The 15,633-nt window shown below is 65.4% G+C and carries 13 protein-coding genes and 1 pseudogene; 11 read left to right on the top strand and 3 right to left on the bottom strand.

What is annotated here, in order from left to right; translation table 11 throughout:
* The 3 genes and pseudogenes from ATI53_RS04200 to ATI53_RS04190 form a co-directional block, all read left to right on the top strand.
* Positions 1 to 347 (top strand): annotated as a pseudogene (locus tag ATI53_RS04200) (integrase core domain-containing protein); the annotation flags it as partial.
* 223 nt (positions 348 to 570) lie between these two features.
* Complete coding sequence (gene sseA / locus ATI53_RS04195; protein ID WP_009505672.1) at positions 571 to 1,425, top strand: 3-mercaptopyruvate sulfurtransferase; 855 nt, start codon at positions 571 to 573, stop codon at positions 1,423 to 1,425.
* The gene (locus ATI53_RS04190) at positions 1,425 to 2,609 is read left to right on the top strand and encodes an amino acid aminotransferase (protein ID WP_009505671.1); all 1,185 of its coding nucleotides are present in this window, start codon (positions 1,425 to 1,427) and stop codon (positions 2,607 to 2,609) included. The genes sseA and ATI53_RS04190 overlap by 1 nt, the downstream gene beginning before the upstream one ends.
* A 39-nt stretch (positions 2,610 to 2,648) precedes the next feature.
* Here the strand turns inward: ATI53_RS04190 and ATI53_RS04185 are convergent, their stop codons facing one another.
* Positions 2,649 to 2,993 carry an antibiotic biosynthesis monooxygenase family protein gene (locus ATI53_RS04185; protein WP_009505670.1) on the bottom strand — a complete coding sequence of 115 codons (345 nt, stop codon included), beginning with the start codon at positions 2,991 to 2,993 and terminating at the stop codon, positions 2,649 to 2,651.
* Between the two features lie 250 nt (positions 2,994 to 3,243).
* Here ATI53_RS04185 and ATI53_RS04175 point away from each other — a divergent pair, with 250 nt between their 5' ends.
* The 7 genes from ATI53_RS04175 (at position 3,244) to ATI53_RS04145 (ending at position 10,978) form a co-directional block, all read left to right on the top strand.
* Entirely contained in the window at positions 3,244 to 3,921 is a 678-nt protein-coding gene (locus ATI53_RS04175) for a putative nucleotide-diphospho-sugar transferase (protein ID WP_009505669.1), read from the top strand.
* 68 nt (positions 3,922 to 3,989) lie between these two features.
* On the top strand, positions 3,990 to 4,976 hold the full coding sequence (gene deoC, locus ATI53_RS04170; protein ID WP_111549787.1) for a deoxyribose-phosphate aldolase: 987 nt from the start codon (positions 3,990 to 3,992) through the stop codon (positions 4,974 to 4,976).
* A gap of 128 nt (positions 4,977 to 5,104) precedes the next feature.
* The gene (locus ATI53_RS04165; RefSeq protein ID WP_034453027.1) at positions 5,105 to 6,130 is read left to right on the top strand and encodes a BMP family protein; all 1,026 of its coding nucleotides are present in this window, start codon (positions 5,105 to 5,107) and stop codon (positions 6,128 to 6,130) included.
* Complete coding sequence (locus ATI53_RS04160) at positions 6,130 to 7,662, top strand: ABC transporter ATP-binding protein (RefSeq protein WP_111549786.1); 1,533 nt, start codon at positions 6,130 to 6,132, stop codon at positions 7,660 to 7,662. The genes ATI53_RS04165 and ATI53_RS04160 overlap by 1 nt, the downstream gene beginning before the upstream one ends.
* 36 nt (positions 7,663 to 7,698) lie before the next feature.
* Positions 7,699 to 8,745 (top strand): ABC transporter permease, encoded by a 1,047-nt coding sequence (locus tag ATI53_RS04155; RefSeq protein ID WP_009505665.1) that lies wholly within the window; start codon positions 7,699 to 7,701, stop codon positions 8,743 to 8,745.
* Entirely contained in the window at positions 8,742 to 9,689 is a 948-nt protein-coding gene (locus ATI53_RS04150) for an ABC transporter permease (protein WP_009505664.1), read from the top strand. The genes ATI53_RS04155 and ATI53_RS04150 overlap by 4 nt, the downstream gene beginning before the upstream one ends.
* Positions 9,689 to 10,978, top strand: a complete 1,290-nt coding sequence (locus ATI53_RS04145; protein ID WP_009505663.1) for an amidohydrolase family protein — start codon at positions 9,689 to 9,691, stop codon at positions 10,976 to 10,978. Before ATI53_RS04150 ends, ATI53_RS04145 begins: the two co-directional genes overlap by 1 nt.
* 11 nt (positions 10,979 to 10,989) lie before the next feature.
* On the opposite strand, the gene ATI53_RS04140 is transcribed toward ATI53_RS04145, so the two are convergent.
* A complete protein-coding gene (locus ATI53_RS04140) occupies positions 10,990 to 14,445 on the bottom strand; it encodes a chromosome segregation SMC family protein (RefSeq protein WP_111549785.1) in 3,456 nt (1,151 codons plus the stop codon).
* 189 nt (positions 14,446 to 14,634) lie between these two features.
* Between ATI53_RS04140 and ATI53_RS04135 the strand changes: the two genes are divergently transcribed.
* Positions 14,635 to 15,108: a GNAT family N-acetyltransferase gene (locus ATI53_RS04135; protein ID WP_111549784.1), complete on the top strand. Its 474-nt coding sequence runs from the start codon at positions 14,635 to 14,637 to the stop codon at positions 15,106 to 15,108.
* On the opposite strand, the gene ATI53_RS04130 is transcribed toward ATI53_RS04135, so the two are convergent.
* A complete protein-coding gene (locus ATI53_RS04130) occupies positions 15,105 to 15,503 on the bottom strand; it encodes a hypothetical protein (RefSeq protein ID WP_111549783.1) in 399 nt (132 codons plus the stop codon). The two genes, ATI53_RS04135 and ATI53_RS04130, sit on opposite strands and share 4 nt — an antisense overlap.
* Positions 15,504 to 15,633 lie beyond the last annotated feature (130 nt).

The raw sequence follows: 15,633 nt of genomic DNA, 5'->3' as shown, positions 1-15,633 counted from the left end.
CGGATCGCCTCTTCGGCCTACGCAAACGCGCCGCGACCGGAGCGCACGAGTTTGACAGACTCTGCGCCTCACTCGATATCGGCCATCGCCTGACCCCGCCAAAATCGCCCCAAACCAACGGGATGGTCGAGAGGTTCAATGGCCGCATCGAGGACGTGCTGCAAAGCCACCACTTCCAATCCGGCGAAGAGCTGGAAACGACGCTGCACCGCTACGTCTGGCTCTACAACCCGCAGCTCCCGCAATCAGCCCTGGGCAGCAATACGCCCTTGCAGGCCATGAAGGACGGGAACAAACTCAAGCCGGAGTTGTTCAAGAAGCAGCCATACTACCTGCCGGGATGTGACAGATACAGACTTTCGAGTCCAAAGGTGCGGATGGCAATTCGAACGATGCTATCAATAAGTAACGGCAAGGTGACGCGGACAATCTCAGACATTTGAGAGAGCCAAGATAAGAGAGACGATTAACTTGGTAGGTGTCGCGATACAACCGCCCCCCACCCTTGCACCTCAGCCCCCCAACGCTTAGGAAAACACCGCGCAACCTGCCACGGGAGGGCCTTTGACGATGCAAGACGACCCCAGGACGCTGGTCTCGACGGACTGGCTGGCCGCGCATCTCAGGGATCCGGACCTGCGCATCCTCGATGCCACCTGGCACATGCCGGGCTCGGGACGGGATCCTCGCCGCGAATACGACGCCGCCCATATTCCCGGCGCGCGGTTCTTCGATATCGACGATGTCAGCGATGCCCGCTCGGACCTGCCGCATATGGTCCCGCCGGTGGAAAAGTTCATGTCGCGGATGCGCGCACTTGGCGTTGGCGACGGGCACCAGATCGTGGTCTATGACAGCTACGGCCTGTTCAGCGCCGCCCGCGTCTGGTGGCTGTTCAAGCTGATGGGGCAGGATGACATCGCCGTGCTCGACGGGGGGCTGCCGAAATGGCAGGCCGAAGGACGGACCATCGAAGACATGCCCCCGGTGATCCGCGACCGCCACATGACCGTGCGCCGCCAGAACCAGATGGTGCGCGATGTCACGCAGGTCTCTGCCGCATCAAAGCTCAAAGACACCGAGATCATCGACTCCCGCGCCCCCGACCGGTTCCGCGGCGAGGTCGCCGAACCGCGCCCCGGCCTGCGCGCGGGCCATATCCCCGGCGCACGGAACGTGCCCTTCAAGGCTGTCCTCAACGACGACGGCACGATGAAATCCCCCGCCGACCTGCGCGCCACCTTCGAAGCCGCCGGCGTCGACCTGAAAAAGCCCGCGATCACCTCTTGCGGGTCGGGCGTCACCGCCGCCATCCTCAACCTTGCCCTGACCCGCACGGGCAAGTCCGACCATTCCCTCTATGACGGGTCCTGGACCGAGTGGGGGCAATTCCCCACCCTCCCCGTCGCCACCGGAGACGCATGATGTTCGAGTCCCTCAAGGAACAGCCCGCTGACAAGATCCTGGCCCTGATGCAGCTGTATCGCGAAGACCCGCGCGACACCAAGATCGACCTTGGCGTCGGTGTCTACAAGGACGCCAGCGGCAACACGCCCATCATGCGCGCCATCAAGGCCGCCGAGAAAATGCTGTGGGACGCCGAGACCACCAAAAGCTACACCGGTCTGGCGGGCGATCCCGGCTTCACCGAGGCGCTGTCGACCCTCGTGCTGGGTGACAGCGTGCCGCGCGCCAACATCGCCGCGGCGGCGACCCCCGGCGGCACCGGTGCCGTGCGCCAGGGCTTTGACCTTGTGCTTCAGGCGAACCCCAGGGCGCGGGTCTGGGTGTCCGATCCGACCTGGCCGAATCATCTGTCGATCCTGAAACACATGGGCATCGCCTTTACCCCATATCGGTATTTTGACGCCGAAACGCGGAGCGTGGATTTCACCCACATGATCGCGGACCTCACGCAGGCGATGCCCGGCGACGTGGTGCTGCTGCACGGCTGCTGCCACAATCCGACCGGCGCGAACCTGACCGGCGCCCAGTGGAAGGCGGTGATCGAGCTGCTGCTGGAAAAAGAGGCCGTGCCGATGATCGACATCGCCTACCAGGGCTTTGGCGACGGGCTGGAACAGGATGCCATGGGGGTGCGCATGGTCTGCGAAAAGATGCCCGAGGTGATCATCGCGGCGTCTTGCTCCAAGAACTTCGGCATTTATCGCGAACGCACCGGGCTGCTGATGGCCGTGGCCAAGGATGCCTCGCGCACCAAGCTGAACCAGGGCACGCTGAACTACCTCAACCGTCAGAACTACAGCTTTCCGCCGGACCACGGCGCGCGGCTGGTGACCATGGTGCTGAACGACCCCGACCTGCGCGCCGACTGGGCCGCCGAGCTGGAAGAGGTGCGCAATTCCATGCTGGGCCTGCGCCAGCAGCTGGCGGATGAACTCAAGCGGCTGACCAATTCGGACCGCTTCAATTTTCTTGCCCAGCACCGGGGCATGTTCTCGCGCCTTGGCGCAACGCCCGAACAGGTCGAAACGCTGCGCCGCGATCACGGCATCTACATGGTCGGCGATTCGCGCATGAACATCGCTGGCCTCAACAAAACCACGATCCCGATCCTGGCCAATGCCATCGTGAAATCGGGCATCTGACCTGAACAGCGGCGCCCCGCACGGGCGCCGCATCGCGTTTCAGCCATGGGTCGCAAGGCTGTCCCGCGGGGCCTCGTCGCGCTCGGACATGCCGTAGTCGCGCAGCACATGGCACACCCGCAGGCGGTAATCGGCAAAAATGCCCTCACGCCCGGCCCGTTGCGCGCCACGATGCGCCGGAAGCTGCCGCCAGCGTTCGACCGCTGCCTCGTCTTCGAAAAAGCTGATCGACAGCAGCTTGCCCGGATTGGTCAGGCTTTCGAAGCGCTCGACCGAGATAAACCCCTCGACCTCTTCGACCATCGGGCGCATCGCCGCGGCAATATCCAGATATTGGGCGCGCCGCCCCTCGGCGGGAATGACTTCGAAGATGATGGCGATCATGGGCTGTCCTTTGGTTTTGGCGATCCTGCGCCGGCCGGTACTGCCGCCGCAAGAGGCGCGGTCAGCACTGGCGCCGCAAGAGGCGCGGTCAGCACTGCCGCCGCAAGAGGCGCGGTCAGCACTGCCGCTGCAAGCGGCGCGGTCAGCACTGGCGCAAAACGTCCGGCGGCGGAACACCAAAAGATCAAACACAAGGGGTGCGCTCGTCCCGGCGTGCGCGTATCTCTAGCCAACGATCAAAGGAGCGCGCATGACACAGGTTTCAAGAGGCATCGTCTATGTCGCCTGGGGGCGCGATCACGTCGACGTGGCGCGCCGATCGGCGGCCAGCGTCAAACAATCCAACCCTTCGCTGGGTACCACGATCTGGTGCAAGCAAGGCGACGACACCAGCGGGTTTGACGCGGCGCGCATCGTGCCCGACGGGCTGAAACGCCCCAAGGTGAACCTGCTGGGCCAAAGCCCGTATGACGAAACGCTGTTCCTGGACAACGACACGCTCGTGCGCTCCGACCTTGGCTCGCTGTTCGATCTGCTGCGCAAATACGAGATCTGTGGCGCGCAGGTGATCCTGTGGCACCGGCCGCGCCACCAGAAACCGATCGCGCTGGAATTGCCGGAGACCTTCCCCGAGATCAACACCGGCGTGCTTTTGTATCGCAAGACCCCCGCCACGCTGGCGCTGTTCGACGATTGGGCCAGCAGCTTTGCCGCCTCGGGGATGAAGATCGACCAGCCCAGTTTCCGCGAGGCGCTGTGGCGCTCGGACGCGGCGTTCTACGTCCTGCCCCCGCAATTCAACAAACGCGTGTTCGAAGCGTCCGAGCTGATCTGGACCGATGCGCCGAAACCGCGAATCCTGCATCTGGAACTGCTGCGCCCACAAAAGAACCGCATCCTGCGCTGGTTGTCGAACCGGATTCGCTGATCCTGACGCCGCGCGCCGTATTGCGCCCGCCCGCCCGCCCGTGCGAACGTCCACCAAAGGACGCCCCGATGACCGAAGCCCAGACCACACAGACCCACCTGCCCCAGACCACGGACCCGCGCAATCCCGGCATGCCGCTGGATATGGACATGGTGATGCGCCGCACCGCCAACCGGTCCGCCATCGAACGGCGCGCGGCCACGCTGCCGGGGCGCCGGACGCTGAAAAAGGATCATCAGGCCGCCTGGCTGGCCCGTGCGATCAGCTGCATCGACCTGACGACGTTGGCGGGCGACGACACGCCGGGCCGTGTCGCGCGGCTGTGCGCCAAGGCGCGTCAGCCGGTGCGCGCCGATCTGCTGGCAGCCCTCGGGCTGGACGGGCTGACCGTCGGCGCGGTCTGCGTCTATCACGACATGATCGCACCGGCGGTGTCGGCCCTTGCGGGCACGAACATCCCGGTCGCCGCCGTCTCGACAGGCTTTCCGGCGGGGCTGTCGCCCTTTGGTCTGCGGGTGGCCGAGATCGGCGAAAGCGTCAGTGCGGGCGCGCGCGAGATCGACATCGTGATTTCCCGCCGCAAGGTGCTGACCGGCGACTGGCAGGGGCTGTACGACGAGGTGAAGACCTTTCGCGAGGCCTGCGGCGATGCCCACATCAAGGCGATCCTGGCCACGGGAGAGCTTGGCACGTTGCAAAACGTCGCGCGCGCGTCGATGGTCTGCATGATGGCCGGGGCGGATTTCATCAAGACCTCGACCGGCAAGGAAAGCGTCAACGCCACGCTTCCGGTCAGCCTCGTGATGATGCGGGCGATCCGCGACTATCACGGGGAAACCGGCTGTCGCGTTGGCTACAAACCCGCCGGCGGCATTTCCAGGGCCAAGGACGCGCTCGTGTACCTGAGCCTCGTCAAGGACGAGCTGGGCGACCGCTGGCTGCGCCCCGACCTGTTCCGCTTTGGCGCCTCGTCGCTGCTGGGTGACATCGAACGGCAGCTCGAACACCATGTGACAGGCGCGTATTCCGCCAGCTGGCGCCACGCGATCGGCTAGACGCATCCGCCCGTTTTTCGGGCACTATTTCGACGGCGCGACCGCACGATGCGATTCTGGCTTGTGGTTGCACGACCTGTTCCCTTACCGTTTGGTCAAAAATTAGACACCAACAGGGGATGGTCCAGATGACCGACAGAAAGACAATGCTTGCCCAGATGACGCGCCGCCGCATGCTGCTTGGCTCTGCCGGGCTGACCGTGGCCTTCGGGATGCTGCCCGGATCGCTGTTCGCCCAGGACCCGATTTCCGTGGCCGGGATTTATACCGTGCCAGTCGAACAGCAGTGGGTCAGCCGCATCCATGTCGCCGCCGAGGCTGCCGCCGAACAGGGGCTGATCACCTATACCTTCAGCGAAAACACCGCCAACACCGATTATCCGCGCGTCATGCGCGAATATGCCGAACAGGGCGTCCAGCTGATCGTGGGCGAGATTTTCGGGGTGGAACAGGAAGCGCGTGAAGTGGTGCTGGATTACCCCGATACCGCGTTCCTGCTGGGCTCGTCCTTCATGCCAGACCCCGAATATCCCAACCTCGCGGTGTTCGACAACTACATCCAGGATGCATCGTACCTGTCGGGCATCATCGCCGGCGCGATGAGCGAGACGGGCAACATCGGCATGGTCGGAGGCTTTCCCATCCCCGAGGTCAACCGCCTGATGCATGCCTTCATGGCGGGCGTGCGCGAAATCAAGCCCGAAGCGGAATTCCAGGTCAGCTTTATCGGGTCGTGGTTCGATCCGCCCAAGGCCAAGGAAACCGCGTTCGCGATGATCGAAAACGGCGCTGACATGCTGTATGCCGAACGCTTCGGCGTGTCCGACGCGGCCCAGGAAAAAGGCATCCTTGCCATTGGCAACGTCATCGACACGCAATCCGATTACCCCGACACGGTCGTCGCCTCGGCCCTGTGGGATTTCGGCCCGACGCTGGCGGCGGCACTGGCCAGGATTGGCGACGGCAGCTTTGCGGCCGACAATTACGGCCTTTACAGCTTCATGAAGGAAGGCGGCTGTTCGCTCGCCCCGCTCGGCACCTTCGACGGCAAGATCCCGCAAGACGCGCTGGATATGGTCGCTGCCAAGCAAGCCGCCATCACGTCGGGCGAATTCACGGTCGAGATCGACGACAGCGAGCCTACCTCGTCCTGATGCCCCCAGAAACGACGGCGCAGGGCCCTGTCCTGCGCCTTTCCGGCATTACCAAACGGTTCGGCCAGCTTACCGCCAACGACGGCATCTCGCTGTCACTGGCGCGCGGTGAAGTCGTCGCCCTGCTGGGCGAAAACGGCGCGGGCAAGACCACGCTGATGAACATCCTGTTCGGGCATTACACCGCCGACGCCGGCACGGTCGAAGTCATGGGCCAGACGCTGCCCCCCGGCCAGCCGGGGGCGGCGCTGAACGCGGGCGTCGGCATGGTGCACCAGCATTTCACGCTGGCCGACAACCTGACCGTTCTCGACAACGTGCTGCTGGGCACGCGCCCGCTGCTGTCGTTGTCGCCTGGACGGGGCGCGGCGCGGCGCAAACTGGCGCAACTGGCGCAGGATTTCGGACTTGCGGTCGACCCCGATGCCCGCATCGCGGCGCTGTCGGTGGGCGAACGCCAGCGGGTCGAGATTCTCAAGGCGCTGTTTCGCGATGCCCGAATCCTGATCCTGGATGAACCGACAGCCGTGCTGACCCCACAAGAGGCCGATGCCCTGTTCGACACGCTACGCCGGATGCTGGCGCAGGGGCTGTCGGTGATCTTTATCAGCCACAAGCTGCATGAGGTGATGGCGATTTCCAGCCGCGTTCTGGTGCTGCGGCATGGCAAGCTGGTGGGAGAAACCGCGACCGATGCGACCGACCGCCACCAACTTGCCACGATGATGGTCGGGGCCGAAATCACCGCCCCCGCCCCCGCCGAGGCCCGCCCCGGCGAAACCCTGTTGAAACTCGACAACGTCAGCACCGCGCGGCAGGGCAACCGCCCCGGCCTGCAAGACGTCGCGCTTGACCTGCGCGCGGGGCAGATCCTTGGTCTGGCAGGCGTGTCGGGCAACGGCCAGGGCGCGCTGGCCGACCTGTTGTCCGGCCTTGAAAGCCCCACCCAAGGCACTCTGACCCTTGCCGACAAACGCCCTGACGCGTGGTCCCCCCGCACCGCCGTTGCGCTTGGCATCGGGCGCATCCCCGAAGACCGGCACAAGACCGGCACCATCGCGGATTTCACCCTGACCGAAAACACGGTGCTGGAAAACTACGCCACAACCGCGCGCGGCGGCTGGATGAACTGGCGCGCCGCCCGCACCGCCACCGATGCCATCATCGACAAATACGATGTGCGCTGCCCCGGCCCCGACACACGCATCCGGCTGCTGTCGGGCGGCAACATGCAAAAGCTGATCCTGGGCCGCGTTCTGGAAGCCGCGCCGCGCATCATCCTGGCCAACCAGCCGGTGCGCGGACTCGATATCGGCGCGGTCACCTATGTGCAGGAACAGCTGATCGCCGCCCGCGACGCAGGCGCCGCCGTGCTGCTGATCTCGGAAGATCTGGATGAGATCCTGACCCTGTCCGACAGCATCCGCGTCATCTCCGAAGGTCGCCTGTCCCCGGAATTCCCACGCGGCACCAAGACGCCGACAGAGCTTGGCCAGTGGATGGCCGGACAAGGATTTGACCATGCGGCCTGACACCTGCCAGACACGCCCCGAAAGGATCGTCCGCTGATGCGGCTGGAACCCATCGCCGCCCCAAGCCATGCGCGCACGCTAGTGCCCCCGGCCATCGCCATCGCGGCCACCATTGCGGTGGCGGGGCTGCTGGCCGCGCTTGCGGGCGCCAACCCGTTGCAAACCTTCGGTCTGATCGTCAAAGGTGCCTTCGGGTCGAAATTCGCGGCGCTTGAAACGCTGAACCGCGCCACTCCGCTGGTCTTTACCGGCCTTGCCGTGGCCGTCGCCTTTCGTGCCCGGCTGTGGAACATCGGGGCCGAGGCGCAGCTATACGCGGGCGCGCTGATGACCGTGCTGATTGGCACGCAACTGGGCCTGCCCGGCCCGCTTGCCATACCGCTGATGGCGCTTGGCGCTGTCATGGCGGGCGCGCTGGTGCTGCTGGGGCCGGTGCTGCTCAAAACCCGTCTTGGCGTAGACGAGGTCGTCACGACCCTGCTGCTGAACTTTGTCATGGCGCTGTTCATTTCCTACCTTCTCGAAGGGCCGCTGAAGGATCCGATGGGTATGGGATGGCCGAAATCGCCGTCACTGCCGCGCGATGCGCGCCTGCCGCGCATCGTCGACGGGCTGCGCCTGCATTGGGGGTTTGGGCTGGCGCTGATCTGCGCCGCCGGGGTCTGGCTGATCCAGACCCGCACCACGCTTGGCTATGAAATCCGCGCGGTGGGCGCCAACCCGCAGGCCGCGCGCTTTGCCGGCATCCCGGTGACCAGGGTCTTGGTGAAGACCGCGCTGCTGTCCGGCGGACTTGCCGCGCTGGCGGGATTTTCCGAGGTGGCGGGCCTCAAGGGGAACCTGACCACCGATCTGTCGGCCAGTTTTGGCTATACCGGCATCGTGGTCGCCATGCTGGCGCTGCTGCACCCCATGGGCGTCGTGATTTCGGCGCTGTTCGTGGCGGGGATCTTTGTCGGCGCCGACAGCATGTCGCGCGCCGCGCAAGTGCCGACCTATATCGCTGACCTGTTGCTGGCCTGCGCGCTGCTGTTCATGGTGCTGGCGATCCTGCTCACAAGGTTCCGGGTGGTGCGCGGATGACCGAAATCGCCGACATCCTGATAAGCGCCAGCTTTTGGGCCGCCATCCTGCGCATCGCCTCTCCGCTGATCTTTGCCACGATGGGAGAGCTGATCTGCGAACGTGCCGGCGTGCTGAACCTCGGGATCGAGGGGATCATGGTCTTTGGCGCCTTTGCGGGCTGGATGGCCGTCTACGCCGGCCTGCCGTTGTGGGGCGGCGTCGCCGTGGCGATGCTGGGAGGCATGGCGTTCGGCGCCTTGCACGGGCTGCTGACCGTTCCCTTTGGCCTGTCGCAGCACGTTGTGGGGCTGGGCATCACCATGCTGGCCACGGCGGCGGCCTATTACGCCTATCGCCTTGCGCTGCCGCAGGTCACCAACCCGCCGCGCATCACCCCGTTTCAGCCGCTCCATATCCCCGTACTGTCGAACCTGCCGTGGCTGGGCCAGGCGCTGTTTTCCCAAACCGCGCTGACATGGGCAGGATTCGCGGCGGCGGGCGCCACCGCGCTGGTACTGTTTCGCACGCCGCTCGGCCTTGCCGTCCGCGCCGCCGGGGAAAACCCGCAGGCCGTCGAGGCGCAGGGCCTGTCGGTCACCGCCATCCGCATGGGCGCGGTGATCGTCGGGTCCGGCCTGATGGCCGTGGGCGGGGCGTTCCTGACCATGTCGGCATTTTCCAGCTTCTTTTTTGAAATGGTCAACGGGCGCGGCTGGATCTGCATCGCGCTGGTGGTGTTCGGCGCCTGGAAACCGGGAAAGGCGCTGCTGGGCGCGCTTTTGTTCGCCGGGTTCGACGCGCTGCAAATCCGGCTGCAACAAACCGGGCTGGGGCAGGTCGTGCCCTATCAGGTGTTCCTGATGATCCCCTATCTGCTGTCCATCCTTGCCCTGATCGCCATGTCGCGGCGCGCCGAAGTGCCCGCCGCCCTGATGACCCCCTTCAATCGCGGAGACCGCTGATGCCCAGTTTCGACATTCTCGTAAAGGGGGGCACCCTGCCCGACGGAACCGTCAAGGACATCGGCATCACCGGCGCCACCATCGCCGCCATCGGCGATCTGACCGGCGGCGATGCCGGCACCGTGATCGACGCGGCGGGGGACCTCGTCTCGCCCCCCTTTGTCGACCCGCATTTCCATATGGACGCGACGCTGTCCTATGGCACCCCGCGCATCAACGCATCTGGCACCCTGATGGAAGGCATCGCGCTGTGGGGAGAACTGAAAGAGATCGCCACCGTCGATGACATGGTGCAACGCGCGCTGGCCTATTGCGACTGGGCCGTCAGCATGGGCCTGCTGGCGGTGCGCAGCCATGTCGACACCTGCGATGACAGCCTCAAGGGGGTCGAGGCGATGTTGCAGGTGCGCGAGATCGTCAAACCCTATCTGGATCTGCAACTGGTCGCGTTTCCCCAGGACGGGTTCTACCGTGACCCCACGGCGCGTGCGAACACGTTGCGCGCGCTGGATATGGGCGTCGATGTGGTCGGCGGCATCCCGCATTTCGAACGCAGCATGGCCGAGGGCGCGGCATCCGTGCGCGAACTGTGCGAGATTGCCGCCGAACGGGGCCTGCCGGTCGATCTGCATTGCGATGAATCCGACGACCCGCTGTCGCGCCATATCGAAACGCTGTGCTATGAAACCCAGCGGCTCGGGCTGCATGGGCGGGTCGCCGGGTCTCATCTGACCTCGATGCATTCGATGGATAATTACTATGTCAGCAAGCTGCTGCCGCTGATGGCCGAAGCGCAGATTTCCGCCATTCCCAACCCGCTCATCAACATCACCCTGCAAGGGCGGCACGACACCTTCCCGAAACGGCGCGGGCTGACGCGGGTCAAGGAAATGCAGGCACATGGCATCACCGTGGGCTGGGGGCAGGATTGTGTGCGCGACCCATGGTATTCGCTGGGCACCGCCGACATGCTCGACGTGGCGTTCATGGGGCTGCATGTGGCGCAGATGACATCCCCGGAAGAAATGCAGCGCTGTTTCACCATGGTGACCGATGAAAACGCCCGCATCATGCAGCTCGGCGATTACGGGCTGGCGGCTGGCAAGGCCGCATCGCTTGTGGTGCTCGATGCCGGGTCGGCGATCGAGGCGCTGCGGCTGCGCCCCGACCGGCTTTGCGTGATTTCCAAAGGCAAGGTGGTGTCGCGGCAGGCGCGCAACGATGCGCGGATCAGCCTGCCGGGGCGTCCGGATTCGGTGCGGCGACGTCACAGGCTGACCTACGGGTAAGCGGCGCCGGATCAGGCAACCATCTTCGCCGCCTTCCTGAGATCGACCGACACCAGCTGCGACACGCCCTGTTCCTGCATCGTGACGCCATACAGCCGGTCCATCCGCGCCATCGTCACCGCGTGGTGGGTGATGATAAGAAATCGGGTATCGGTGCGGCGGCACATTTCGTCCAGCAAATCGCAGAACCGCGTGACGTTGGCGTCGTCAAGCGGGGCGTCGACCTCATCCAGCACGCAGATCGGGGCGGGGTTGGCAAGGAACACCGCAAAGATCAGCGCCAGCGCCGTCAGGGTCTGTTCACCGCCCGAAAGCAGCGACAGCGTGGCAAGCTTTTTGCCCGGCGGCTGGCACATGATTTCCAGGCCGGCCTCTAGCGGGTCGTCGGATTCGACCATCACAAGATTGGCCTCTCCGCCGTTGAACAGGTGGGTGAACAGCAGGCGGAAGTTGCTGTTTACCTGTTCGAATGCGGTCAGCAGCCGTTCGCGCCCTTCGCGGTTCAGCGAGGCGATGCCCGAGCGCAGCGTCTTGATCGCCTCTTCGAGATCGGTCTTCTCGCTGGCCAGCGTGTCGTGCTCATCCTGGATTTCGCGGGCGTCTTCCTCGGCACGCAGGTTGACCGCGCCCAGACTGTCGCGCTGACGCCTGAGCCGGTTGACCTCGGCCTCGATCTGATCCGAGGGCGGCATGTCTTCGGGCAACGCGTCGAGCCGGTCCAACAGCTTTTGCGGCGTCGTTTCCTGTTCTTCCAGAATGCGCGCGGCGGCGGTATCGACGGTTTCGCGCGCGGCCTCAAGACGGGCCTGCGACCCGGCGCGGGCCTCGCGGGCCTCCGACGCGGTGCGTTCGGTGTCGCGCTCGGTGACGATGGCGTCGCGCAGAGCGGTTTCGGCAAGACCCAGCGCCTCGGCGGCGGCGGCGCGGCGGGTTTCGTCGCGCGCGATGGACTCGTTCAATTCCTCGCGCTTTTCCGCCAGTTCGGCGGGAATGGCCGACGCTTCTTCCAGCTCGTCCTCGGCGGCGGCCTTGCGGTCGGCCAGCTCGGCGCTGCGCCTTTCCGCCGTTTCCAGCCGATGACGCCAGCCGGACAGGTCCTTGGCGACGGTCTGCATGCGGGCAGTGCGGGTCTCGCCCTGGCGGCGCAATTCGTCGTGGCCGGACCGGCGGGCCATCATCGTCATGCGCGCCGCTTCGACGGTGACCTTGATGTCTTCGACTTCGGCGCGGGCGGTTTCCAGATCGCCAAGTTCGTCCACCGCGCGCTGTGCCTCAAGCAATTGTCTGCGGGCGGTGGTCGCGTCGTCCTCGTGGCGTGTCACGGCCATGGCAAGGCTTTCCAGCTTGCCTTCGGCCATGTTGCGGTCGGCCTCGGCGCGGTTGGCGGCGCGGACCGCATCGTTCATGCGCTGATCGGCGGCGCGGCGGGCATCGCGCGCCGCCTTGTCGGCGTCGGTCTGGCGGGCAAGCGTGGCCACCAGCGTTTCATGCGTGGCGCGCATGTGATCGACGCGCGCCTCGACCTCGTCCATTTCCTGCGTGAGCCGGTCCAGCTTGTTGATCTGTTCCAGACGCAGGGCGGCGGCCGTGGGCGCGTCTTCGGCCCAGGCCCGGTAGCCATCCCAGCGCCACAGATCGCCGTCGCGGCTGACCAGCCGTTGACCGGGTCTCAGCAGCGGTTGCAGGCGGGGGCCATTGGCGGCGTCCACAAGGCCGATCTGGCCGAGGCGACGGGCAAGCGCGTCGGGTCCGCGAACGTGCCCCGCAAGCGAGGGCAGCCCGGCGGGCAGCGGCTGGGGCGTGTCATAGGGCGGCAGCGCGGTCCATCCGGTGGGGCCGTCCGCATCGACCTCGGGGGCGCGCAGATCGTCCGCCAGCGCAGCGCCAAGCGCCTTTTCAAATCCCCGTTCGACGTGAAGCCGGTCAAGGATCTGCCCACCCCCGGCAGTGTCGCGATCCAGCAGCCGGGCCAGCGCGGTGACCTCGGCGCGCAATGCGTTGAATTCGCCCTCGGCGGCAGAGCGTTCGGCGCGCGCGTCGGCCTCGCGGCTGGCGGTGTCGGACCGCGCGGCGTCGGCTTCGGCAAGGCGCTCTTCGGCGTATTCGGCGGCCTCGGAGGCCTCTTCCGAGGCTTCGCGCGCCGCATCCATTCGGTCTGACGCGCTGGCAAGCGTAGCGCCGGCTTCGGCCACCGCCGCACGGGCGCGCGCGGCTTCGGCTTCGTGGCGGTCGACCTGCCGGGTGGCATCCGCCAGAAAGCGGTGCGCCGACTGGTGGCGGGCGGCAAGGCGCGCGACGTCCTCGGTGCGCTGTGACAGATCCGCCTCGCGCGCACTCAGGATTGCTGCGGCCTCGGACGCGGCCTCGGACGCTTCGGCGACGCGGTCGTCATGGCCTTCGCCCGCTTGTTCTAGCGCGCGCGCTTCGGATTCGAGCTGCGCAATGGTGTCGCCGGCATCGCGGTTCAGACCCGATTCCCGCTCCATATCCCTGCCCATCTGCAAGATGCGGCGACTGAGCGCGTTGATCGTTTCGGCGGCGCGGCGTTCCTGATCGGACAGGGTGTCACGTTGCACCGTCAGACGTTGCAATACCGCTGCGGCGATCGCCTCTTCCTCGCGCAGGGCGGGCAGGATGTCTTCGCGTGCGGCACGTTGTCTGGCGGCGGCGCTGGCGGCGCCTTCGGCCTGCGCGGCAGCGGTGACGCGCGCGCGATAGTCGGCTTCGGCGGCAAGGCGGGCCGCGTCGGCCTCTTTCCAGCGGCGAAACAGCAGCATGCCCTCGGCGCGCCGCAGATCCGCGCCGATGGCCCGGTAACGCGCCGCCTGCCGCGCCTGCCGCGCCAGTTGCCCAAGCTGTCCCGCAAGCTGTTCGACCACGTCATCGACCCGCAGCAGGTTCGTTTCGGTGTTCTTCAGTTTCAGTTCCGCCTCGTGACGACGCTGATACAGCCCCGAAATACCTGCCGCCTCTTCAAGGATACGACGGCGATTCCTGGGCTTGGCGTTGATAAGTTCGGAAATCTGCCCCTGCCGCACCAGCGCGGGCGAGGTCGACCCGGTGGACGCGTCCGCAAACAGCATCTGCACATCGCGCGCCCGCGTGTCCTTGCTGTTGGCCTTGTAGGCCGACCCGACATCGCGGGTGATGCGCCGCACGATTTCCAACTGGTCGGAATCGTTGAACCCGGCCGGCGCGAGACGATCCGAGTTGTCGATGGTCAGGCACACCTCGGCAAAGTTGCGCGCCGGGCGGGTGGACGTCCCGGCAAAGATCACGTCCTCCATCCCGGATCCACGCATCGCCTTGGCGCGGGTTTCGCCCATCACCCAACGCAGCGCCTCCAGCAGGTTGGATTTGCCACAGCCGTTCGGACCGACAACACCGGTCAACCCGTCGGAAATGACAAGGTCTGTGGGATCGACAAAACTCTTGAAGCCCGTGAGCCTGAGGCGTGAGAACTGCACCTAAACCTGCCCTGATTCCATGCGTCTGGGCAGTTTGGCTGCCCAATCCGAAGTCTGTCAAACCGTTTGGGCCGCATGTCGCGGGAACCAACGGGTTATCCACAATATCTTGCGTGAATCCCGACAAACTAAGGGATTGACCGACGTGATGCCAGCGCGTTTCATCCCGAGGCTGGAAAGGAACTGCCGATGCCGCTTTCTATAAAACCCGTCTCGCCGCGCGATCCACGCGCCATCGCCTTGCTAAGCGAAAGCCACGCGCTGATGGAATCGCTGTTTCCCCCGGACGAGAACACCTGCCTCGACAGCGATGCGCTGTGCGCCGACGGCATCACCTTTTACGGCGCCGAAGAAGATGGCGAGCTGCTGGGCTGTGCCGCTCTTGCGCGTCGCGACGGCTATGGCGAGGTCAAGTCGATGTTCGTCGCCCCGGTGGCGCGGGGCATCGGCGTGGCGCGCCGCCTTCTGGCGCATCTGGAGACCGAGGCGAAAGCCGAAGGGCTGACCCTGCTGCGCCTGGAGACCGGCAACAAACTGGCGGCGGCGGTATCGCTATACGAGCGCCACGGCTACATCCGCCGCCCGCCCTTTGGCGCCTACCGATCCAACGGCTCCAGCCTGTTTTACGAAAAGACCGTCTGCGCAACGGTCCAAGAAGCTTAGTATTCCGTGCATTCCAGCGTCGCTTGCCCGCCAAGGCGATCATTGATGTAACTGCCCATGATGTCACAGGAAACCGTCTTGCGGCGCGGCTCTGGCGGGGCCGGTTTCCCGTTGCAGCTCAGCCCCATGACCATAACGGCCGGATCGCCGCTCACCCATGCGGGCTTGCATCCGGTTTCCAGAAAGACAGCCTTCTGCGCGCGGGCCGCGATCGGGCCGTAGCGCGCCGGAAATTCCGGGCTGGTGCGGATGGCTTCGGCCATGTCATTCTTGACGCGAATAACAAAGCTTGACCCTTCGACATCGCGTTTCACCGGCGCGACACCGTAAAATCCCGGCCCCCCCATGTTGCAGGCTGCAAGAAAAAAGAGCGGCATCAGCAGGGCGTGTTTCATGGGGTCACCTAAGCAGAAACGGCGTTAACAAACGATTAACACCGCCACGTCGCACCCCCCGCCCTGCCCATCACGCATAGCTGATGCGACGTTTCGCCATGGAACCGCCCCCCCGCGCAGCGGTTGGATT

It is taken from the genome of Salipiger aestuarii, assembly GCF_003259905.1.
GTDB lineage: Bacteria > Pseudomonadota > Alphaproteobacteria > Rhodobacterales > Rhodobacteraceae > Salipiger > Salipiger aestuarii.
This window is presented reverse-complemented; position numbering and strand designations above follow the sequence as displayed.